The organism is Furfurilactobacillus rossiae DSM 15814 (assembly GCF_000428925.1).
GTDB lineage: Bacteria > Bacillota > Bacilli > Lactobacillales > Lactobacillaceae > Furfurilactobacillus > Furfurilactobacillus rossiae.
Window position 1 is genome coordinate 448,382 of record NZ_AUAW01000001.1, and the last position, 21,836, is coordinate 470,217.

General features: G+C 44.2%; 20 protein-coding genes. 1 reads left to right on the forward strand and 19 read right to left on the reverse strand.

What is annotated here, in order from left to right; all coding sequences use genetic code 11:
• Positions 1-114: 114 nt before the first annotated feature.
• The 3 genes from G400_RS0102235 to rpsO form a co-directional block, all read right to left on the reverse strand.
• Positions 115-1,050: an outer membrane protein assembly factor BamD gene (locus G400_RS0102235; RefSeq protein ID WP_017262025.1), complete on the reverse strand. Its 936-nt coding sequence runs from the start codon at positions 1,048-1,050 to the stop codon at positions 115-117.
• 3 nt (positions 1,051-1,053) lie between these two features.
• Positions 1,054-2,781: a ribonuclease J gene (locus G400_RS0102240; RefSeq protein WP_017262026.1), complete on the reverse strand. Its 1,728-nt coding sequence runs from the start codon at positions 2,779-2,781 to the stop codon at positions 1,054-1,056.
• Between the two features lie 388 nt (positions 2,782-3,169).
• Positions 3,170-3,439, reverse strand: a complete 270-nt coding sequence (gene rpsO / locus G400_RS0102245; protein ID WP_017262027.1) for a 30S ribosomal protein S15 — start codon at positions 3,437-3,439, stop codon at positions 3,170-3,172.
• A 270-nt stretch (positions 3,440-3,709) separates the two neighbouring features.
• Between rpsO and rpsT the strand changes: the two genes are divergently transcribed.
• Positions 3,710-3,964 (forward strand): 30S ribosomal protein S20, encoded by a 255-nt coding sequence (gene rpsT / locus G400_RS0102250; RefSeq protein ID WP_017262028.1) that lies wholly within the window; start codon positions 3,710-3,712, stop codon positions 3,962-3,964.
• Positions 3,965-4,230: 266 nt separating this feature from the next.
• Here rpsT and holA read toward each other — a convergent pair whose 3' ends face one another.
• The 16 genes from holA to G400_RS0102330 all read right to left on the reverse strand — a co-directional run bounded on the left by holA (position 4,231) and on the right by G400_RS0102330 (position 21,836).
• Positions 4,231-5,256, reverse strand: coding sequence for a DNA polymerase III subunit delta (gene holA / locus G400_RS0102255; RefSeq protein ID WP_026017156.1), 1,026 nt, complete (start codon positions 5,254-5,256; stop codon positions 4,231-4,233).
• Between the two features lie 114 nt (positions 5,257-5,370).
• Positions 5,371-7,680 (reverse strand): DNA internalization-related competence protein ComEC/Rec2, encoded by a 2,310-nt coding sequence (locus G400_RS14270; RefSeq protein ID WP_081495852.1) that lies wholly within the window; start codon positions 7,678-7,680, stop codon positions 5,371-5,373.
• On the reverse strand, positions 7,677-8,186 hold the full coding sequence (locus G400_RS0102265; protein ID WP_017262031.1) for a ComE operon protein 2: 510 nt from the start codon (positions 8,184-8,186) through the stop codon (positions 7,677-7,679). Before G400_RS0102265 ends, G400_RS14270 begins: the two co-directional genes overlap by 4 nt.
• Before the next feature lie 57 nt (positions 8,187-8,243).
• Positions 8,244-9,029: a helix-hairpin-helix domain-containing protein gene (locus G400_RS15610; protein WP_017262032.1), complete on the reverse strand. Its 786-nt coding sequence runs from the start codon at positions 9,027-9,029 to the stop codon at positions 8,244-8,246.
• Between the two features lie 127 nt (positions 9,030-9,156).
• The gene (locus G400_RS0102275) at positions 9,157-10,197 is read right to left on the reverse strand and encodes a SepM family pheromone-processing serine protease (protein ID WP_017262033.1); all 1,041 of its coding nucleotides are present in this window, start codon (positions 10,195-10,197) and stop codon (positions 9,157-9,159) included.
• A 20-nt stretch (positions 10,198-10,217) separates the two neighbouring features.
• Positions 10,218-10,721: a pantetheine-phosphate adenylyltransferase gene (gene coaD, locus G400_RS0102280; RefSeq protein ID WP_017262034.1), complete on the reverse strand. Its 504-nt coding sequence runs from the start codon at positions 10,719-10,721 to the stop codon at positions 10,218-10,220.
• Positions 10,714-11,295 (reverse strand): 16S rRNA (guanine(966)-N(2))-methyltransferase RsmD, encoded by a 582-nt coding sequence (rsmD, locus tag G400_RS0102285; protein ID WP_017262035.1) that lies wholly within the window; start codon positions 11,293-11,295, stop codon positions 10,714-10,716. The genes coaD and rsmD overlap by 8 nt, the downstream gene beginning before the upstream one ends.
• On the reverse strand, positions 11,295-12,209 hold the full coding sequence (locus tag G400_RS15615) for a YlbG family protein (protein WP_017262036.1): 915 nt from the start codon (positions 12,207-12,209) through the stop codon (positions 11,295-11,297). The genes rsmD and G400_RS15615 overlap by 1 nt, the downstream gene beginning before the upstream one ends.
• Positions 12,210-12,278: 69 nt before the next feature.
• Positions 12,279-13,454 (reverse strand): FtsW/RodA/SpoVE family cell cycle protein, encoded by a 1,176-nt coding sequence (locus G400_RS0102295; RefSeq protein WP_017262037.1) that lies wholly within the window; start codon positions 13,452-13,454, stop codon positions 12,279-12,281.
• Positions 13,455-13,759: 305 nt separating this feature from the next.
• The gene (gene typA / locus G400_RS0102300) at positions 13,760-15,607 is read right to left on the reverse strand and encodes a translational GTPase TypA (RefSeq protein WP_017262038.1); all 1,848 of its coding nucleotides are present in this window, start codon (positions 15,605-15,607) and stop codon (positions 13,760-13,762) included.
• A gap of 110 nt (positions 15,608-15,717) precedes the next feature.
• Positions 15,718-16,497, reverse strand: coding sequence for an inositol monophosphatase family protein (locus tag G400_RS0102305; RefSeq protein ID WP_017262039.1), 780 nt, complete (start codon positions 16,495-16,497; stop codon positions 15,718-15,720).
• 50 nt (positions 16,498-16,547) lie between these two features.
• The gene (locus G400_RS0102310; RefSeq protein WP_081495853.1) at positions 16,548-16,826 is read right to left on the reverse strand and encodes a UPF0223 family protein; all 279 of its coding nucleotides are present in this window, start codon (positions 16,824-16,826) and stop codon (positions 16,548-16,550) included.
• Positions 16,807-17,757, reverse strand: a complete 951-nt coding sequence (locus G400_RS0102315) for a Rossmann-fold NAD(P)-binding domain-containing protein (RefSeq protein ID WP_017262041.1) — start codon at positions 17,755-17,757, stop codon at positions 16,807-16,809. Before G400_RS0102315 ends, G400_RS0102310 begins: the two co-directional genes overlap by 20 nt.
• 261 nt (positions 17,758-18,018) lie before the next feature.
• Positions 18,019-19,449: a dihydrolipoyl dehydrogenase gene (lpdA, locus tag G400_RS0102320; protein ID WP_017262042.1), complete on the reverse strand. Its 1,431-nt coding sequence runs from the start codon at positions 19,447-19,449 to the stop codon at positions 18,019-18,021.
• A 7-nt stretch (positions 19,450-19,456) separates the two neighbouring features.
• Positions 19,457-20,794, reverse strand: a complete 1,338-nt coding sequence (locus tag G400_RS0102325) for a 2-oxo acid dehydrogenase subunit E2 (protein WP_017262043.1) — start codon at positions 20,792-20,794, stop codon at positions 19,457-19,459.
• Positions 20,795-20,858: 64 nt separating this feature from the next.
• Positions 20,859-21,836, reverse strand: coding sequence for an alpha-ketoacid dehydrogenase subunit beta (locus G400_RS0102330; protein WP_017262044.1), 978 nt, complete (start codon positions 21,834-21,836; stop codon positions 20,859-20,861).

Below are 21,836 nucleotides of genomic sequence, written 5' to 3' on the forward strand. Positions count from 1 at the left end.
GTTTTCATTGTCTCAGCCCAAGAATCCTTAAACATTATATATACTGCCATGACTTTTGTAAACACAAAAGCCACAAATTTTTAACAACGGCAGGCAGTTTCAGTCTATAAGTTCTTAGCCCTGATTATCATTAGCCAACAATTCAGCCGTTAATTTTTCCAGCCGCGACTGCCACGTTGCAATCTCGTCGGAACCATTAGATGGCTTTCCTTGATAAACTGCCATTAAATTATCCACCCACCCGTCTGCGTCCGTGACTACCCGACTAACAAACGGATAAGTCAACGTCAATTGCAACCGCACTTCTTGACTTAACAGATTGTAAGCCACGGGGTCTTTAGTTGCTAACTTTTCTGTCAATGACTGCTGTACCTGTTTGTACATTTGATCATCTTGTAACGAATTGAGTTGATTGGGAACCACGGTATAACGTTTTTTATCCAACCATTGAAACGTTACCGCGGTTTCATCGTGCAAACGTTGAAAGACTTCCAAAATGCTAACAACAAATAATGGATGTAAATAAGGATCGACCAGCAAGTACTGTGCTCCCTGTTTGAATTCTGCTAGCGGCAACTTTAGTGCCGCTTGGAAACGTCCCTGTTGCTCAGCCGCTGAATAGTCGCTCATGTGATAAAACTGCTTAGCAATCGTTGTTAAGGTCACTTTTGTGTCCAAACGAGCCTCGTTTTCGGCTCCCTCAATCATGTCAAGACCCGTTTGTTTGAGTTGCTTATCACGGACACCCGCAACAATTTCATGTGCGAGAATAAATTCATGTACGCGCAACAATAGCGTCAGTAAGAACCGAAAATCGGTTGCTGTGGTTAAATAACTATTTAAATAGTCATCCGCATAAGCGCGCGCTCTCGAATATTCCTCATGTAGGTAAAGTGACTCAACCAATAAATGATTGATTTGTGGATTTTGAACTTCATTATAAATATTTTCTAACAAAGAAGCCGCCTGCGCGTAATCTTTGTCCTGATAAGCTTGATTAGCCTTATCAAACATTTCACGCTGGCGACCATTCAATGTGTCTTTCGACATAAATTACTCCTGTTCAGTTGCTTTTTTTACTGTGTTTTTCTTTGTCCGGGCATGATGGGCGTGTTGGTTCACTTCCATGATCACCGGTAAGATAACTGGATGACGCTTGGTCTGATCAAATAGATAACGCCCAAGATGTTCGCGCACATCCTGTTTCAAATGACCCCAGTCAAATTCTTTGTTATCCAAGTTATCTTGAACCGTTTTCGTGACCAATTCACTAGCCTCACGCATTAAATCACGACTAGCTTTCACGTAGACAAATCCTCGAGATGTCAGTTTAGGTTCGGCGACGATTTGCTTCTTCTTACGATCAATCGTAACCACTGCAATAAAAATACCATCTTCAGATAAAATCTTGCGATCCCGAAGTACAATATTACCGATATCACCGACGCCAATTCCGTCAATCATCGTGTTGCCAACTTCAATGCTCTCTGCTAAGTGCATTGGTGCCTCACCGTTATAGATGAGTGAATCGCCACGTTGTGTTAAGAAAATATGATCAGACGAAATCCCCGTTTCTTCTGCCAACTTAGCATGCCGATTTAGAACCCGATACTCACCCTGAATTGGAATGAAATAATCCGGATGCATAAAGTTAATCATTAACTGTAAATCTGCTGGTGAACCATGCCCGGATGACTGCAAGCTGTCGGAAATTGCTTGCACATGTGCGCCTGCACGGAAGATTAGATCACGCGTCTTAGCAACCGTTGTCTCCATTGCATGCGATGGTGTGGTTGTAATGAAAACCAAATCACCTTCACCAATTTTGACATAACGATCTTCACCCGTTGCCATTCTCTGAAGGGCCTTAATGGGTTCACCCATCCGGCCAGTTTCCAAGATAACGGTCTGTTCAGGTGATAAGGACTTCATGTTTTTAGGGTTAACCAATAGGTCATCAGATGGCAATTCCAACTTATCCAAGCGCATTGCTGTCCGCACAATTTTCTCCAAATCGTGCCCCATTAATACAACCTTGCGGTCCGTCGCAGCAGCGGCATCAAAAATTTGTTGCATTCGTAAAATGTTAGACGCAACACTGGCGACCACGATTCGACCTTCATGTGCAGCAAACTGGTCCTTAACGAAGTTGGCAATTTGATTTTCGGTTGCTGATTCGCCATATTGTTCTGCTCCGGCTGAATCGCTTAACAAGGCAACGACGCCGTTCTTGCCAATTTCACCCAAACGAGCTAAATCTGTTTGATAAAAAGGTGCAGCGGTCTGGTCAAACTTAAAGTCACCGGTATAAACAACTTGTCCGAGTGGTGTCTTAACATCAATTCCCAGTGATTCTGGAATACTGTGCGTCGTTTTAAAGAACGAGACTGTTTCCTCTCCAAAATCAATTTCTGTATCAGCATCAACAACGTGAAAGTCGTTAAATTGCTTAGATTTTGGATCATTTTCCACATTCAACTTTGCTAATTCAATCGTTAGTTCTGAACCGAAAACAGGCACATTAAATTCACTAACGAAGTATGGCAATGCGCCAATTGCGTCTGCATGTCCATGTGTCAAAAACACACCGACGATTTGATCCGCATGTTCCCGTAAATAATTCCAATCAGGAATGACGATATCAATTCCCAATAGCTCGTTTTCTGGATACTTCAAACCACAATCTAAAATAAAAATATCGTCATTAACTTCCAACGCGTACATATTTTTCCCGTTTTCGCGCACGCCACCAAACGGAATAATTCGAATCTGATTACTCAATTCATTCACCTCATATTAAAAATTTCTTTTTTTACTTAATTGTTTCTCTAACGGTCATCTTTAAGAATTCATTTTTACCGGCTTGTCTATAGTTTAATCAAAATAGTGATTCATCGTCATTTTGATCTCAGTACGCAAGCAGCCTCACATCGCTATTAAGTTTGATGTGTTTAAAGGAGCGGCAACTCCACAAAAAAACCTATTAAAATAACCTATTTTCTTCGGGACAATCAGTTATATGTAGCTTATCATATTCCATCTTAAAAGCCAATCAATTGCCCAGCTGGCGGCTTCTCAAACCAGTTGATGATCTGCCATTATCGTGAATAAATAAAAAAGAGCCACCCACAATGGGTAGCCCTCTTCACACACTTCGGTCGAACAACGATTACCGACGAAGACCCAATTTTTGGATTAACGTCCGGTAACGTTCAATATCCGTGTTACGCAGGTAACGCAGTAAGTTACGACGGTGACCAATCTTCTTTAACAAACCACGTTGTGAGTGGTAGTCGTGAGTGTGCACTTGTAAATGCGCATTCAATTGGTTGATGTCAGCTGTCAAAACTGCGATTTGAACTTCTGCAGAACCCGTGTCACCATCGTGACGTGCGTATTCTGAGATGATCTGATTCTTTTCTGCTTGTGTAATAGCCATGGATAAAATCCACCTTTCAAATATTGTCACCGCATACCGAGTCTACGCCAAGTGGTGGCGATAAACTAAGTAAGGGTCATGCTTTAGCACGGTTAATAGTTTATCTAATCACACCGCTAATTGCAAGCAAAAGTACGCTACTCGTGCCGCGGTCAAGTGAATTTCCTTGACGCTTCTGCATTTATTTATTGCATTGGTCGTAAGCCTCTTGTATAATGATGACTGTTGAAATTTGTTTGACGTGGGTCAAACGCTCCGGAGGTGAAATTAATGCCAGTTACAAAATCAGCCATTGCACGTGTTAAGACTAACGAAATTGCCAAAGCACGTCGCACTGCTCAATTGAGCGAAGAACGGACTGCAGTTAAAAAGTTTGAAAAAGCTGTAACTGCTGGTGCAGACAACGTTGAAGAATTATACCGTTCCGCGAGCGCCGCAATTGACCACGCCTACTCAAAAGGTTTGATCAAGAAGAACAAGGCTTCACGTGACAAGTCACGTTTAGCTGCTCGCTTAGCAAAGTAAATTCTTAGCCATCATCATTCGTGATGATGGTTTTTCTTTTACATATTTTTACTCAATTCCCCTTAGCAACACAAAATGAAATTGTGACATAAGTTTATCTGGGACGAATGATGTGAGCAATATCGTGCTCCCAAGTCCTGATAATTCCGCTTAACGAAAAACTGACCCATTCCCCAGATCGGGAATGAGTCAGTTTTTCGTTAATGCTTGTTCTCAAATCGGACTTACGTCGTAGCTCCATTTTATTCATATCAAGCCGAGGAGGACTATGCAGCTTGATTGGTAAACTGCAACATAAATAAATTAAAAAGCAATTCTGGATCATCCTGCGTTTGCTTCAGCTGCGTTTCAATATTGATTAATCCTAAAAAAGCGCGACTCAAATCACGTTGAGAAAAGTGACGATCACTTTGCAAGGCCAATTTCACCCGGTATGGATGCACTTTTAGTTGACCTGCCAGAGAACCTTGACTCAATCCGCGGCTAGCCAACACCTTCACCTGTAGCAACAAACGAAATTGACTAACTAAGACGGCGTTAATTCGCAGTGGTTCTTCTCCAGTTGCTAACAGATCATGATACAAGCTCACCGCTCGTTTAACATTTCGGCCTAAAACCGCATTCACCAAATCAAACACGTTGTCATCCAAAGATTGTGCCACTAAACCGGTAACAGCTACCGTTGTCATTACATGATCTTGAACTGCGAATAACTCCAGTTTAGTTAATGCGGCCATCATCAGTGACAAATCAGCACCAGTGCGCTGAATTAAAGTATCCAGTGCACCAGGACCGAATTTATAGCCATCATGGTCAACCTGCTGCTCCACAAATTGACGTGCATCCCGCTCACTCAATGGCGACGCGTCCACATTGACAGCAACTTTTTTCAAGGTTTTAACTAACTTCTTACGATTATCAAGTTTATCGTATGGTGCGAAGAAAACTAGAATTGTAGTTGTCTCTGGGTGTTCAATAAATTTAAGCAAGGCATCTAAATCATGGTCGACCTTTGACTTACTCTTTTCGCCTGTTAAAAAATAAGGTTCATCGATGATAACCAGTCGATGCTCGCCAAAAAAGGGCATCGCCATAGCATCATCGAGCGCCACGGCCACCGGTGTTTGGACCATGTTATAGCTACCGACATTCATTTGCGCCTGGTCTTCTGGAATGATCGCCTTAAATTGCGCTCGAATTTGATTAAGCAGGTACCGTTCAGTCCCCGTCACTAAATATAGTGGCTGAATGTTTGAACCAGCCAATTGTCGTGTTAACTCCGCAATTTTCATCGTTGCCATTTCATTCCTTCCATCAAGCTGCTATTTACTCATCACATGACGCCTTTTAATACGTTTGAGCTCGTTTCACCATTATACCCTATTAAGTTTCATCCAGCCCACAAACTATCGGGGCGAACCAGCAATCGGTGTGCGTGTCGGCAGTATCGTCTGCCAATGAGCGTTGCCAAGCCAGTCATAAACATAACTAATCATGCCAGTGTCCGCTGTATTAACGGCTGCAACATGTTTCTGGATCAGTGTCGTTAGCGTGCTTTGTTTGGGATGTCCATACCGGTTTTCACGACCGGCTGAAATAATCCCAATTTTAGGTGCCACTTGTTTAATAAACGTTGGGTCACTAGAGGTGTCACTGCCATGATGACCTAGTTTTAACACGTCAGCGGTCAACCTCGGGTAATGTTGCAAAATTTCTCGTTCACCGGCCCGGTCCAAATCACCCATAAATAAAAATCGAACCCCATTCCTAATTGTGCCTAGTGACACTGAATCCTCGTTTCCACCTGGTCCTGGATGAAACGGATGGTAAATGGTAAACGGAAAATTTGCAGGTTGTTGACCAGCAGTCAGCTCGATGACTCTGGTTTGCTTCAGATAAGGGGCAATTTTCGTCTGAAAACCGCGCGACTGGCGCATACCAGCAGGAATCGTCAATGTGTGAACTATCATCAATTGCAACAGTCGACCTACATCTCCGATATGATCAGCATCTTGATGACTGCAGTTTACATCGTCAATTTCACTGATACCACGGCTATGAAGATAATTGACTGTCACAGCTTCAACATTGGTCATCCCCGGGAGAGTGGGCGCCCACGACGGCTTTGAAAATCCCACTTTGCCACCCGTATCAATTAACGAAACATGCTGATTAAATGGCGTCCTTAAAAGAATGCTATCACCCTGACCAACATCAATAAACGAAACCTCACCATCCATTGGCCAATGAATCGTCACGAACGCCATTCCGTAAACTATCGCTAATGCAATGAGCCACCTGCATCGAACTCGTGTCCGTCGCTCATCAATAGCCAACAGTGTCATCAGCAAACACACACAGGTGAACAATGTTGAGAGATGTCCAAACGTGACCATTCCTGGTAATTGGCCAAACCAGTTTGTCAAACTACTAAACACTGTCAAAACTGTGTTACTGATACCTGCCACCCAACTTAATACGCCGCCTAAGCAAGCGCCAATAATAACAAGTGGAAAAATGAACCAACCAAACAATGGAATCACCAATAGATTCACAGGCGTGCTAAGAACATGAATTTGAAAAACAGTATGTAAAATTAATGGTAAGCTGACTAGATTCATTAACCATGTTTGCCACCATGTCTTTTCGACTGCAACATAGATTAACGCAAACGCCAGCAAATAGCTTAGTTGACCGCCCAGCGTTAACAAGACCGCCGGTTGAAGCGTAACACCACCAATTAACGATAACGACCACATGTCCAAGCCACTTATTTGAGTCGACTGCTTGCGATTAAGGAGCGGCTGAAGTAAACCAGCCTCGCCAATAAGAATAGCGCGAATTAACGTGCCCGAACCACCAGCAATAATTGCGTAAAGTGGCAAGCCAATGGCCAACATTAGTTGTGAGTGCTCACGAGGCACGCCTAATCGTGCAAGAATAAATTGGCAAAGCGTGACTAGATACACAACATGCATACCGGAGATGCTAAATAGATGCAAAAGTCCCAATTGTTTCAGGCCACTATTCTGGGTGTAAAAATCATTAGCTGTCGCCCCAATAATCAAGTTGCTTGCGTACTCATTCAAAGTGGTAGGCAATGTTGCAAAATACAGCAATAATTGCTTGCGCCAGTGATGCATTAAATCAATTGGCCACTGCCATACTGTTTGACTCGGTGCCACAATGAACCACTGAGCCATTTTCATACTGCCATGAATCCCCATGGCACGTAACTGTGAACGGCGATCAAATTGCATTTGGTTCCGTGGCCCTTCCAGTAAGTCATTTGTGCCCTTTACCTGCCATTGTGTCGGTTGATCGATGGCTTGCAATTGGGTTGCTTGTTGCCTGCTCGTTAAATGACCAAACGCCCGGATTCGCTGTCCTGTTTTTGTCACACCGATAATACTTGCCGTATCGCCGGTGACCTGAATTTGATCCGGTTCAACCCGTAGACTAAGCTGGCGAGTTGCGATTGTTGACCACGTTTTCGTTTGATACTGCATGTTTTGATAGCTAAACCACACACTTGCTAACACTGCAGCGCTCATGAGCCAAACCATATGTGCTCTGACGCTCCCTAAGTGAAGGCACCGGACCAGTAAATAAATAATGCCAAGTCCAGCCCACCAAAAATGACCGACAATCACCGCATTAATAAGACCGACAAGTAATCCCAAGAAAATCCATGGTGGCCGGTTAGAAATGGTCATTGCTGAGAACGTGAATCGCTATCTTGAGCCGTCAAGTAATTAGTAATGTGGAATTGTGTCAATGCATCTTCGGGAATGTCGATCTGTTTCACTTCGATATTCTTAAGGGACACCAGATGCATTGCGTATGGATCATTATGATAATTGCGCAAATAATTAATTTTCGTAATGCCGGCTTGTAACAACATTTTAGTACATTGCAAACACGAAAAATCAGTTACATAAATTTCAGCTCCATCGGTAGCAATTCCAAACTTCGCACATTGCAAAACGGCATTCATTTCTGCATGGATTGTTCTTAAACAATGGCCATCCACTAAATAATCACCAACATCAATACAGTGATCATCACCGGAGACAGAGCCGTTATAACCACCAGCAATAACGCGCTTGTCGCGGACTAAAACAGCACCAACAGACAACCGCTGACAAGTACTGCGACTAGCCAACAACACCGCTTGCATCATAAAATATTGATCCCAGGGAACCCGCTTTTGATCTGCCATTATGTTACCTCCACCATTCATTAAATGTATTTCATTAAGCGTATGCCAGTCTGTGTCTCACGACAAGCTTAAATGTGGTTTCAACTTTTGAACGGTTTTCTCACCAAATCCAGAAATTTGTTTTAAATCGTCTAATGACTTGAAGCCATTATGTTCTGTTCTAAAGTCGATAATTTTCTGAGCCTTTTTGTCACCGACTCCTGAAATTTTCGTTAGCTGTTCTTTTGTCGCACTGTTCAATCCGATCGGTACATCGGCACCGTCACCCTCGATTGACGCCGTCCCAGCGGTGCCAGTTGCACCATTATCGCCGGCTGTGGTTGTATTTGCACCACCAGCTACACCACTTGTATTAGTCGATGGCAACGCCTCGCCATGAGTTGGAACATAAACCACCATTTGGTCATGCAATGTCTGAGCCTGATTAACTTGTTTACTATCAGCATCAGCCCTCAAACCACCCGCCCGTTCAATGGCGTTAATAACCCGCATATTGGTTTTAAAATGGTATACCCCCGGTTGATTAACAGCGCCTTTTACCTCAACCATTGATTCAGTTTGCCCAGCAAGCTTTCCTGGATTAACGGTGGTCGCACTAGTTGTTTCTGGCTTAGTTGATCGCGACGCTACCTTGGTTGTCGCATCGGCTAAACTACCAGAACTATCAGATTGAAATGCTGACTGTGATGTACCATTCATTGAATTGTTTGTGTCGCGGTGTTGATCATTCGGTTTTAATAACTGAGTGCCAATGACACCCACTGCAATCATGACAGCTAGACCGCCCAACAGCCAACCTCGATATTGTCGCCAAGCATCTTGTAATGCCTCTCGCCATTCCATGAATTATCCTCCTGTTTACTATCTGATATGGTCCATACCCATAACATACGCAAACAAGCGTTATTTGTTCGTCAAACGTAAAAAAAGTCATCAGTTTTTTCAACCGATGACTTTATATCCAAATCATTTACTTGTGTGTTTGTAAATATTTGACGGCCTGATCAAATGAGCTCACAGGAACAACTTTCATACCTGGTGCGTATTTTTTTGCCGTTTCTTTTGCCCATTGATAGTTCGTCTTGTGGCCTTCCTCATACTTCAAGACTTCCTTGCTTGGTTTTAGATATGGCGCAAAGAATATCTTGGCACCTGCCTTGTGAGCAGCCACAACTTTCTTATCAATTCCACCAATTTCACCAACGGAACCATCCGCATTAATGGTGCCAGTTCCGGCAATCTTTTGACCATGGCGTAAGTTTTGATTAGTCAATTGCTGGTAAATCTGCAAGCTAAACATCAGACCACCTGATGGACCACCAATTTGCCCAGCATTAACTTCAACCGGAATTTTGGTGCTGACCTTAACATCGTCCGTCAGTGTAATGCCGATCCCAGAACGTCCATCTGGTAGACGAATTAAACCAGCCTTCGTTGTCCGCTCTTTACCATTGTGTGTATATGTAATGGCAACTTTATCCGATAGTTTACGTTTGGCCAACGCCTTTTGATAACCAACAGAAGAATCATAATGCACACCATCAATCTTTGTAACGGTATCGCCGACCTGAATTTTGTGATAAAAGTGAGACGTTTTTGAGACATCCAAAACGTAGATCCCCAGGTATTGCCGCGTATACTGTTCATCGGCAGCTTTGTACGCCGTCGCAATGGCCTGATTAATGGCACTTTGCATGTAGAATCCCTGAACCTTGTTATAAGTCGACTGATTTTCGCCGCCAGTTACTTCTTGCTCATTATAAATTGTCGCGTGTGGATCAACGTGTGCCCACAACCAAGAAATCGGTGTCGCTTGTTGCTGGTAAACAGAGGTAATCATAAAATCACCCTTGCGCTTGTCTGGCCGCGTTGGCATCGTGACGAAATCGCGTAAGTTATCTGCCGTTCCGGGCGTTTCGATATACTGATTGAGCGGCAAAAACCGCATCACCAGAAGCCCAACGATGACGATTGCACCACCAAGCCACCAGCCCCAACGTCTCTTCTTCATTCAATTACCCCATCCAATTATTAATTCTTCTCTTGTCGTTCTTGTTGCCGCTTCTCCTGCAAATGGGTCCACACAACAGTTGGCACAAATGCCGAGACATCTCCGTCAAAATGAACGATCTCTTTCAGAATACTGGAAGAAATTTGCGCATTTTCAGGTTTCGCCAACAAAAAGACAGACTCAACATCCTCTGCTAAGGTGCGATTCATATTGGCAATATCCCGTTCATAATTAAAATCCTGATCATTACGTAACCCACGAATTAAAAAGGTCGCGTGGTGCTCATGCATAAACGTAACTGTTAATCCGCTGATTGTTTCAACACTAACATTTGGCAATCCTGCCGTGACAGCTTGAATCATACTAATTTTTTCTTCAACACTAAACAGTGGTCGCTTGCCCGTATTCGTGCCAACGGCAACAATAAGTTGATCAAACATGCGACTGGCACGCTCAATGATATCCAAATGACCGTTCGTCAGTGGATCAAAACTACCTGGGAAAACCGCAACTCGTTTACTCATCTTCGCCGGTCTCCTTCTTTAATGCTTGATACCGATATACCATCACATCTGTAATGCCATAGTCCCGATGATGAGTTTGCGTAAATGCGCCAAAATTTTCTGGTAATTGAGCTTCCTGATTTGTTTCGGCGATCACCTGCGCACCATCATTGAGTAGGCCGTTTGCTACCATGAAATTGAGATTATCGATAATTTTCTGTTTTGCATATGGTGGATCTAACAAAATTAGGTCAAATCGCTGTTCTTCAGCAACCAAGCGTTTGAGCACATTGTTAGCCTCACCCTTGATAACCGTAAACTGATCTGCTGATTTTGTGACCGCAATATTTGCCTTAATGGTCTTAATTGCCTGGTACTGATGGTCAACCAATACGGCCTCAGTCATACCGCGTGATACAGCTTCAATAGCCAATCCGCCCGATCCGGCAAATAAATCCAATACGCGACCACCGTCAAAATAAGGTCCAATCATACTAAACATGGCTTCTTTGACCTTGTCCGTAGTGGGGCGCGTTAACGACCCTGGAACTGCTGATAACGGTCGTCCACCAAACTCGCCTGCAACCACTCGCATTAATGTGCCTCCGTCGATTTTGTTGCTGCTGATCCTGAACGATCAGCAGTCGTCTGGTCAGTGTCAGGGATGGCATCAGCCGCACCGTCATTCTCCGTATGGGTCACAAAATTAGCGTTAACCCCTTCGCCAACAAACGGATCAATTTCAGGCCGTTCACTGACCATTACACGCCGAACAAACGATAACTTGTTGATTGCTTGCTGATTTCGGCTAATGTCATCCTGATCCATGTAAATGACAACGTAGTGTAGCTTCTTTGAGATGTATTCAATATCACCGAATCGCCTAAGTTGCCGAACCTGACGCAAATTGCGCACAAACACATGCAACGCCTGACGAGCTTGGGGCACCAATTTTTCAGGGTCGTGATTAACAAAGGCATCAGCCAGATTAGCGCGAACGACGACCTCCTCAGATTTAGCAGGAACGTTTTGCCCGTCAGTCCTTTTTTCAGACACCGTTGTTGAATTTTTCTCATGTTGAATTTCACTTTTTGAATGATTCATCGATGAGTGCGTCGTTGTTCTGTTTCTATGGGACCGAGAAACCGTCCTTTTTTGTTCTGATTCGCGTTTTACACCATGTGAATTCGTCTTAACGGAATGTGATGCAGTAACCGTCTTTTCGGCAGTATGTACATTATCCTGTCTCGAAGGTTTGTTGGGTTTACGTTGTGAACGACGACGGCGAAGCTGACCTGCCGATCGATTTTGACGGCCGTCATCACTTGCTGTTTTAACAGTTTTATCCTGTTTCTCTTCTTCATTAGCACGGTCATTAGGTTTATTGTTTCTTTGTTGATTTGATTTGGACCGACGACGTGGATGGTGATTATTGCGACGCGGTGCTTGTTTGTTTTTACCAGTTGAACCCTTTGAGCCGTTATTTTGATCTGCTTTTTCCTCGCTCATAATACAACCTCCTTACTTTTTTATTTCGATATTTTTGTCATATGAATTAGTTTATACATAAAATTCAGCTCATTTAACAGTTGCCCTTTCAGCACGTTCAGCCAGTTGTGCGCGCTTTTCACGGGCAGAAATATTTAAGAGAATGCCCATTGACATAGACAGCACTAACATAGATGAACCACCATAACTAATAAACGGCAAAGTCACCCCAGTGATAGGCAATGCACCAACGACACCGCCGACATTAAACAATGACTGCACGGTGATGAGCGCTGCAATGCCATAACAAACTAACGATTCATACATTGTAGATGCCCGTTTGCCGATCTGGATGGCCCGCCCAGCAATTGTTCCTAACAAGGCCAGAATCCCTAGCACTGCAATAACACCCAACTCTTCACTCGTTACTGCCAAAATAAAATCAGTGTTAGGTTCTGGCAGATAGCCCATTTTCTGAATACTATTGCCCAAACCGCGACCAAACAAGCCGCCATTACTAATCGCATAGTATGAATTAACAAGCTGTCGACCAACAGTTTTAATCGTCCCAAATGGATCGATAAAGGCCACAAACCGCTGCAATTGATAATGCTTAGTCCACATTGGCGAGTTTAAGTTTGTGTGTGACAAAAAGCCTAGCATTGCCAAATAGCCAATGAACAAAACACCAACAATTTCGGTAGGCACATTGTGTTTGTTACCACTACTCAACATCATGATCAAAATAATAAACCAATCAATCGCTGCACCACCAGTGTCTGGCTGCATCAGGGCTAAACCAATCATGATGGCAAACAAAATTAACGGTGCACGCATCGTATGCCAATAACGTTCTTCTAAACTAACCTGATGTGAATCCATATAGTGGGCCAAGAAAAGCACAATATAAAGTTTTAAAAACTCTTCAGGTTGAATGTTTACTGGGCCCAAATTAATCCAGCCCTTGGCCCCGTTGATCCTCGCACCGATAACCAACACGATCAGCACCAGACCGAACATGACATATGTCGCAATTTCGACGTAGGATCGCTGTCTTAACACTGATAGGCGTAGCCAATAAAAAAATGCGGCTAAGAAAAGCCCGATAATTACGTACACGGTCTGTTTAATCAAGTATCCGTTTGGGGTACTACCGTTACTGAGAGCCACATTCGCACTAGCTGAGTACACCATCACGATACCAACCAGGCTGAGAACGATGTACGGAATTAAAATATAATAATCAAGAATCTTAAACTTTTTCACATCGTTTTCCTCACAAAAAAATTCTTTTCATATTATAGCATACGCTCACGACTGCTTTACCGACAAGCCAATCATCTACGGTTTTTATTTAACATTTAACTGTGTGATGAGTATTTAGTAAGATGCTAATTGGAAACACCTCCATTGAAACCAGGATTCACCCGCGCAGAACCTCATTTTTTATATAGGATTACTAATCACAATTAGCGTTTCACAAGTCAGCCTATAATGCTAAGTTTTGTCAGTAGCTGTACCGCGAGATAAAAAAAAGCCCTGTCACATGGACAGGGCTTTGAAAAACGAATTTAGTTGTCGCGGGCAGCAGCCTTACGACGCTTAGAAGCTTTTTCACGTGCATTTGTTTCCAAAATTTGTTTCCGCAAACGAACGTGTTCAGGTGTGATTTCACAATATTCGTCTTCGTTCAAGAATTCGAGTGATTCTTCAAGCGTCAAGTGTGTTGGCGTCTTGATTGTAGCAGTCATATCCTTGTTTGAAGAACGAACGTTAGTCATGTTCTTACCCTTGGTAACGTTGACAGAAATGTCGTTTTCACGGCTGTTCTGGCCAACAATCATACCTTCGTACACAGTGGTACCAGGATCGATGAACAATTGACCACGACCTTCAACACCCATCATGGCATACGTAGTTGCAGTACCTTGGTTAATTGAAACCAAAGTCCCGTTCCGACGGCCTGGGTTCCAGTTCTTAATAACTGGCATGTACTTGTCGAAGGTGTGGTTCATAATCCCGTAACCACGCGTCATGGATAAGAAATCAGTTGAGTAACCGATTAAACCACGTGAAGGCGCCAAGAACTCTAAGCGAGTTTGACCGTTACCAGTGTTTTCCATATTCTTCATTTCACCCTTGCGTTGAGACAAGGAGTCGATGATGGATCCGGCATATTCTTCTGGTGTGTCAATCTGAACGGCTTCAAATGGTTCTTCCATCGTACCATCGATTTCACGATAGATAACTTCTGGACGTGAAGCTTGTAATTCATAACCTTCACGACGAAGAGTTTCAATCAAAATTGATAAGTGTAGTTCACCACGACCAGAAACCATCCATGCATCTGGTTCGTCGGTGTCTTCAACACGCAATGAAACATCAGTATGCAATTCCTGCTTCAAACGTGATTCCAGCTGACGAGTTGTCACAAACTTACCTTCTTGACCAGCAAGTGGTGAGTCGTTCGTCCGGAATAACATTTGCAGAGTTGGTTCGTCAATCCGCAAAACAGGTAATGCTTCTTGGTGATCCTGTGGTGTCACAGTTTCACCAACGTTGATTTCTTCCATCCCGGAAACGGCGATCAAGTCACCAGCCTTGGCTTCGTTAACTTCAACCCGTTGCAAACCAAGGAAACCATATAAAGTCGTTACACGGAAGTTCTGTGTTGAACCGTCCAGCTTCATAACAGTAACGTTATCGCCGACTTTGATCTTCCCACGGAAAATCCGGCCAATTCCGATACGACCGACGAAATCGTTGTAGTCCAATAAAGCAACTTGGAACTGCAAAGGTTCGTCTTCGTTATCGATTGGTGCTGGAATCGTCTTTAAAATGGTATCAAAGATTGGTTTCATCGTATGTTCTTGCGTAGACAGGTCTGAATCGTATGAAGAAGTCCCGTTCATAGCAGAAGCATAAACAACTGGGAATTCCAATTGGTCTTCATCCGCACCAAGTTCGATAAACAAATCAAGCACTTCGTCAACGACTTCTTCAGGGCGAGCACCTGGACGGTCCACCTTGTTGATGACAACGATTGGTGTCAAGTGTTGTTCCAATGCCTTTTTAAGCACAAAACGTGTCTGTGGCATAGTTCCTTCATAGGCATCCACAACCAATAACACACCATCAACCATCTTCATAACACGTTCAACTTCACCACCGAAGTCCGCGTGTCCTGGTGTATCCAAGATGTTGATCTGCTTGTCACCGTACTTAACGGCTGTGTTCTTTGACAGGATCGTGATCCCACGTTCCTGTTCGATTGCGTTCGTATCCATTGCACGATCCGCGATTTCCGTATGGGAATCCAGCGTATCGGATTGCTTCAATAATTCGTTAACTAAAGTTGTTTTACCATGGTCAACGTGGGCAATGATAGCAATGTTACGAATATCGTCTCTAGTTTTCAAAGTGTAACTTCCCTTCGTTTCAAATAACTTAAAATTAATCGGTAGCGCGCGCCCTTATACAAGGCGTAAAAAAACTGTGACTCCTCGTTAACTCGTGTCACAGTCCGACATTACGCGGTTTGCATGGCAACAATAGCTTTTTGTGCCTGCTTCGTAGCTACTAATACAACGCCATATGATAGCACAGTCGGCGTTTGACCGTCAACTGTGGACACTACTAAACCAAGTTCTTCTGCCAAAATTTTTCCTGTCGCAAAATCCCAAGGTCTTAAATATGAGATATAGCACACTTGCTGACCGCGTAAGACTTTAGTGAAAGCAATGCCTGCACTGCCAACGATTCGCATGCCTAAACTTGCCGCCGCAATCGCCTGCATATGATCCACATCGTGAGTAACTAGTGGACCGGACAACGCTGCCAATCCCTCACTTAACGGTAAATTGGCAGGAGCTGTCATTTTAGCATCATTGAGCCAAACGCCTAGGCCTTTAGCGCCATGAAATAACCGGTTCCCCATGACGTCACACAACCAGGCAGCCTGACCCACACCGTCGATGTAAAGTGACAGCATAATGGCAAAATCATCCCGTTGTTTGACAAAGTTCATCGTGCCGTCCAGCGGATCAATGATCCACAGCCGCCCTTTGTCATCTTGAACGTCATCGCCAAGTCCCTCTTCGCCGAGAATGCGCGCAGTTGGATCTGACTCGCGAATATGGGCCACAAAACGTTGTTCGTTTTCTTTATCGACTTGTGTAACCAAATCACGCCGGCCAGACTTTTGTTCAACGTCTAGCGGTTCATGAAAGTGCTCTAAAATATTAGCCTTCGCCTCATCAATCCAGGCCGTAACTTGTGCATTCCACTTTTGATACGTTGCTTCTTGCATCTAATTGTTCCCTTCTACATTTTTACACTAATCATTTTTCAAAATGACGTTTACTCAATTCGTAGCCGTTTGCGAGGACTACTCTGAGCCTGTTTAATTGTCGTGTAAATACTGACGCCAGCCTGTTTTTCAAATTGCCGGTCTAACTGACGACGTTGACCTTTTGACGGCATCATTTGTGTAAATAGATCGTACGCTGCCAGTAATTTTTCCCGATTGACACCGGTCTCATTGGCTTCCAAAACTAATTCGTATAAACGCGTGGCAACAACAATCTCTTGACGAGACCATTGGTCGTCCAACGGTAAATCAATGTTCGTCTTCATCATCGTCCTCTTCTAAGCTTCCTTTTTCAATCGCCAATGTATTATCACGAACCTGACTCCCAATTTCGTCTAATTGACGTTGCTCCAAATCAGAATAACTTACATCAACAAGTTTTGAAACCCCCGCTGCATTGACACGAACTGGCGTGCTGAGTGGTGTCACTCGTTCTTCAATAATCGTCAGCAAGTTTGTTAAAGAACCAATAAACGGACGATCGAAAAAGATTCCCCTTAAAATTTTAATTACTGATTGAGCGCGCAACGCATCGTTCGTCGAAATAGCAGTTGCATTCAGCTGTTGTTCAATCTCACCTAATTCGGCAGCATCGAAATCAATATCCTCATTGGCCATCAACGACAGCACCGGTGCCGGTCCGACCGTTGACCGACTCCAAGCAATCAAGTGATCGTTGGCAATTCCCACTACGTAGGCATGAAGACTATCAAGCGGCACGTTAAATGTTCGCGCTAAAGTATTGTTTAAAATCGTTGTGTGGGCTAATGTCCCAACGCCAATGCAGTTACTGACGCCAACACCGGAAAACTTCTGGGCAAAGTATGTCAACAAATCGTCATATTGACTGGCGACAATCATCTTCCCCTTAAAGCCTTGTGCCATTGCCTCACGAATAAAGTTTCGTAAACGGGGCATCACAACGCTTAATGCATCATCGCGTTCCGTTCCAGCTTCCATCTGCGCAATATCACCGAAAATAATTGCATCCGCTGTCACTAGATCAGTTTGTGTCGCAATTTTAACGTTCAAATTCGTGCAGCCTTCAGCAGCGACCTGTGTATCCGCATAAAGCTGATCAGCAGCAACATCCCCTGAATCCATAACAGCCATGCCAATTGGTAAATCCAACGCGATTAGACTGGATAACAATAATTGATTAAATCTCCCGGTCCCATATAGCACTACATTTGGCTTCATTAACAGACCATCCCTCTTGAGTCAAACGTATTAAGTACAGCAATAAATATGCGTTTGACTCAATTAATTGAAATATTAGTTTATGTTTACCATAATTTTACCCAAGCGGCTCCGAATATCAAGTAAATCAGTGCATGAGGCTGTAATTGCACTACACAATCCACAAAATTGGTGAGCACAATCAGTTATCTGCATTATTTTCCACAAAAAAAGAGACTGTTACCAGCCTCTTTTTCAGTAATGATGTGTGCATTACGCTTGTTAAATATGAGTTGGAAAACCGATTGCAATATCTGCAGCCTCTTGAATCGGTTCGCTCAGAGTTGGGTGTGGGTGAATGGTCAAAGCAACATCTTCGGCATTCATGTGTGAGTTAACGGCCAAGCTTAATTCGGCAATTAAATCACTGGCGTCTGGACCGACAACCTGCGCACCAACAAGGGTATTGTCTTCCTTAGTTGTGACCAAACGAACGAATCCGTCTGCTTGATCCATTGAAACCGCACGTGCATTCCCAGCAAATGGGAACTTGGCGGTGCTAACTTCCAAACCGGCATCCTTGGCTTCAGCTTGGGTGTAACCAACTGTGGCCAATTCAGGGTCTGCAAAACAAACAGCAGGAACACTTACATAATCGTTTGCAGTGTGGTGGCCTGCGATTGCACCAGCGGCAACCTTACCATTAAAGAAGGCTTTGTGTGCCAATGCTGGACCATTGTTCACAATATCACCAATTGCGTAGATATGCGGAGAAGCTGTCCGACCTTGATCGTCAACGTCAATGAAACCACGTTTGTCAGTCTTAACATCCGTGAATTCAAGACCAAGGTTGTCAGTGTTAGGCTTGCGACCAACAGTGACCATGCAGTAATCAGCCTTGATTGTTTGAGCCTTGCCATCAACTTCGTAAGTGACAGTCACAGAATTGTCATCCTGTTCAGACTTCTTAGCCATCGCGCTCGTAATAACGTCAACTTTATGAGCCTTCAAGTTCTTAAGAACCAGTGAAACCATGTCTTTTTCGAAGTTAGGCAGAATGGATGGCGTTCCTTCAAGAATCGTCACGTGAGCACCGAGGTTAGCGTAGGCACCAGCTAATTCGGTTCCGACATAACCACCGCCAATAACAACCAGTTCCTTAGGAATTTCTGGTAAGTTCAGCCCACCAGTTGAATCGATAACCCGACCTTCAAATTTGAAGTTAGGAATCTCAACCGGCCGTGAACCTGAGGCAATGATCAAGTCTTTGAAAGCCAGTGTCCGGCCTGTGTCACGACTCATGAACTGCTTTGGTCCAGGAGCGATAACACGTAATTGGGTATCACTGTCTAATGTGGCTTCACCACGAATCACTTCAACCTTGTGCTTCTTCAGCAACATGGCAACCCCACTGGTCATCCGGTCAACAACCTTTTTTTGCTTCCATTCTTGCGTTTTAGCAAAATCGATTGTTGCTGGACCAGCCGTTGTAATGCCATAAGTTGAGGCATCATTTGCTTCTTGTAAACGGTGGCCAGCTTGAATTAGCGCCTTTGAAGGTACACAACCGACGTTTAAACAAACACCGCCGAGCGTTTCTGATTGTTCAACCACCGTCACTTGTTGACCAAGTTCGGCTGCCCGAATAGCGGCAACGTAACCGCCGGGGCCTGCACCAATAATCACCGTGTCTTTTTGTTCTACATCAGCCATTGTTAAATCATCCCTCCATTAACAGCATGTCTGGGTCGTGCAACAATTGCTTCAACTCGTTCAATGCGCGTTGGGCAGTTGCACCATCAATCAAACGGTGGTCATAACTCAGTGACAGCTTCAACATGTTACCAACAACGATTTCACCATCGTCGTTGACATATGGTTCTTTAGCAATCTTACCAACACCAAGGATCGCAACTTCTGGGTAGTTAATAACTGGTGTAAACCAGCCACCACCGATAGAGCCAACGTTACTAATGGTGATGGAACCACCGGACATCTCAGCAGCTGACAGCTTGTTGTCTTGAGCCTTCTGGGTGTTATCAGCGATTTCTTTAGCAATTTCAAACATGCCCTTGGAATCAGCATTCTTAACATTTGGTACATACAGACCATGTGGTGTGTCCGTAGCAATACCAATGTTGTAATAGTGCTTGTAAACAATTTCTTGAGTACTGTCATCAATTGACGCATTCAAAGTTGGGAAGTCCTTTAAGACGGCAACCAAAGCCTTGGCAACATATGGCAAGAAGGTCAAATGAATGTCACGGTCAGCGGCAATTGCCTTGTACTTCTTCCGGTTAGCCATCAATGCAGTCACATCGACGTCATCAAATGAAGTTACGTGTGGTGCAGTGTGTTTGGAGGTAACCATTGCTTTAGCAATAGCCTTCCGTGTCATTGACATTGGTTCACGTGTTTCAAGATCAGGTGTTGCGGAAACGTATGGCTTGATTGGTGCTGCGGCAGTGTCAGCAGGAGCGCTCGCTGCGGCAGCCGGTGCAGCAGTGGTTGCAGCTGGTGCTGCGCCATTCTTAGCGGCATCAACGTCACTCTTTAATACCTGACCATGCTTGCCGGTTGGTGCAACAATTGAAATATCAACATTGTTGTCACGAGCGTACTGACGAACCGAAGGCATTGCCAACACAAGTTTACTTGGGTTACTCAATACAGGGTTCGGGTTGGCACCGGTAGCCGGAGCGGCTGGTGCAGTTGGCGCTGGTGTGGCAGCAGGTTCTGGAGCTGGCGCAGCACTTTCAGGTGCAGCAGAAGCCTCAGCTGGTGCTGCAGGCGCAGCGTCATCATCAGGTGTGTCAGGTGAACCATCATCGATCTCAACCAGTGGATCGCCAATCTTAGCAGTTTCACCTGCTTGCATAAAAATCTTTTTAACAGTACCAGCAACTGGTGATGGTAATTCTGAAACGGACTTATCGTTTTGAATTTCTACCAGGGTGTCATCTTCAGCGACCTTGTCGCCTTCCTTAACATCCCAAGCAGCAATTTCACCTTCGGCCATTCCTTCACCAAGTTCTGGCAATTTGAATTTGTAGGACATGGAATATCTTCCTTTCATCGAATTTACGGGTAACCCCGTCTGATCTGATTCTCAAACGTCAGTATCAGTATGTGAGGATTTCACGAACCTTTGCTTCAATTTCAGCGGCATCCGGAATCCAGTCGTCTTCAGCCAAAGCAAATGGGTAAATGCTGTCTGGAGCGGCTACCCGTCCAATTGGGGCGTCCAATGAAAGAATGTCGTTTTCAGCGATGTCAGATACAACCGTCGCACCAACACCAGCCATCCGTTGTGCTTCTTGAACCATCACAACATGATGCGTCTTGTCGATTGACTTGAAGATTGTGTCTGTGTCAATTGGCGATAGGGAAACCAAATCGATAACTTCAACAGAAATGTTTTCCTTAGCCAGTTTGTCAGCTACCTTCAGCGCTTCATTAACCTCAGCACTGTAAGCAACAACGGTGATGTCAGTTCCTTCGCGAACCACTTTGGCGGTGTCCAACGGAACCGTGTACTTGTCATCCGGCACTTCAGCCTTCATGGAACGGTACAACTTCAAGTTTTCCATGAACAATACGGGGTCGTTGTTTTCAACAGCTGAAATAATCAAGCCTTTTGCATCGTAAGGATTGGAAGGTGTTACCACACGTAATCCGGGAACGTCAGTGAAGAAGCTTTCCAAGTTATCTGAGTGCATTTCAGCGGTGTGTGTCCCACCACCAAATGGTGTCCGAATCGTAATTGGCATATTCTTTTCGCCACCGAAACGGAACCGCGTCCGCGACATTTGACCAGCAATGGAGTCAACGGCTTCGAATGTGAAACCCATAAATTGGATTTCAGGAAGTGGCCGCCAGCCAGTTGCTGCTAGTCCCATTGCCAAACCAAGAATACCTGATTCAGCCAATGGTGTATCAAATACCCGGTCTTCGCCGTACTTGTCTTGTAATCCTTGAGTGGTACGGAAAACACCACCGTTTTTACCGACATCTTCACCGAAGATTAACGTCTTGTCATCGTCGCTTAAGACCTGATCAAGTCCGTCAGTAATCGCTTGAATATAAGTTTTCGTAGCCAT

Excerpts from the sequence above, each read along its gene's own strand:
- G400_RS0102275 (WP_017262033.1), bottom strand. The coding sequence starts at position 10,197 with ATGAAGAAGAGACGTTGGGGCTGGTGGCTTGGTGGTGCAATCGTCATC.
- G400_RS15610 (WP_017262032.1), bottom strand. The coding sequence starts at position 9,029 with ATGGAATGGCGAGAGGCATTACAAGATGCTTGGCGACAATATCGAGGT.
- G400_RS0102305 (WP_017262039.1), bottom strand. The coding sequence starts at position 16,497 with ATGCAAGAAGCAACGTATCAAAAGTGGAATGCACAAGTTACGGCCTGG.
- rpsT (WP_017262028.1), top strand. The coding sequence starts at position 3,710 with ATGCCAGTTACAAAATCAGCCATTGCACGTGTTAAGACTAACGAAATT.
- G400_RS15615 (WP_017262036.1), bottom strand. The coding sequence starts at position 12,209 with ATGAGCGAGGAAAAAGCAGATCAAAATAACGGCTCAAAGGGTTCAACT.
- rpsO (WP_017262027.1), bottom strand. The coding sequence starts at position 3,439 with ATGGCTATTACACAAGCAGAAAAGAATCAGATCATCTCAGAATACGCA.
- G400_RS0102235 (WP_017262025.1), bottom strand. The coding sequence starts at position 1,050 with ATGTCGAAAGACACATTGAATGGTCGCCAGCGTGAAATGTTTGATAAG.
- G400_RS0102325 (WP_017262043.1), bottom strand. The coding sequence starts at position 20,794 with ATGTCCTACAAATTCAAATTGCCAGAACTTGGTGAAGGAATGGCCGAA.
- holA (WP_026017156.1), bottom strand. The coding sequence starts at position 5,256 with ATGAAAATTGCGGAGTTAACACGACAATTGGCTGGTTCAAACATTCAG.
- rsmD (WP_017262035.1), bottom strand. The coding sequence starts at position 11,295 with ATGCGAGTGGTTGCAGGCGAGTTTGGTGGACGACCGTTATCAGCAGTT.
- G400_RS0102315 (WP_017262041.1), bottom strand. The coding sequence starts at position 17,757 with ATGAAGCCAAATGTAGTGCTATATGGGACCGGGAGATTTAATCAATTA.
- G400_RS0102265 (WP_017262031.1), bottom strand. The coding sequence starts at position 8,186 with ATGGCAGATCAAAAGCGGGTTCCCTGGGATCAATATTTTATGATGCAA.
- G400_RS14270 (WP_081495852.1), bottom strand. The coding sequence starts at position 7,680 with ATGACCATTTCTAACCGGCCACCATGGATTTTCTTGGGATTACTTGTC.
- coaD (WP_017262034.1), bottom strand. The coding sequence starts at position 10,721 with ATGAGTAAACGAGTTGCGGTTTTCCCAGGTAGTTTTGATCCACTGACG.
- lpdA (WP_017262042.1), bottom strand. The coding sequence starts at position 19,449 with ATGGCTGATGTAGAACAAAAAGACACGGTGATTATTGGTGCAGGCCCC.
- G400_RS0102330 (WP_017262044.1), bottom strand. The coding sequence starts at position 21,836 with ATGGCTACGAAAACTTATATTCAAGCGATTACTGACGGACTTGATCAG.
- G400_RS0102310 (WP_081495853.1), bottom strand. The coding sequence starts at position 16,826 with ATGATGAAGACGAACATTGATTTACCGTTGGACGACCAATGGTCTCGT.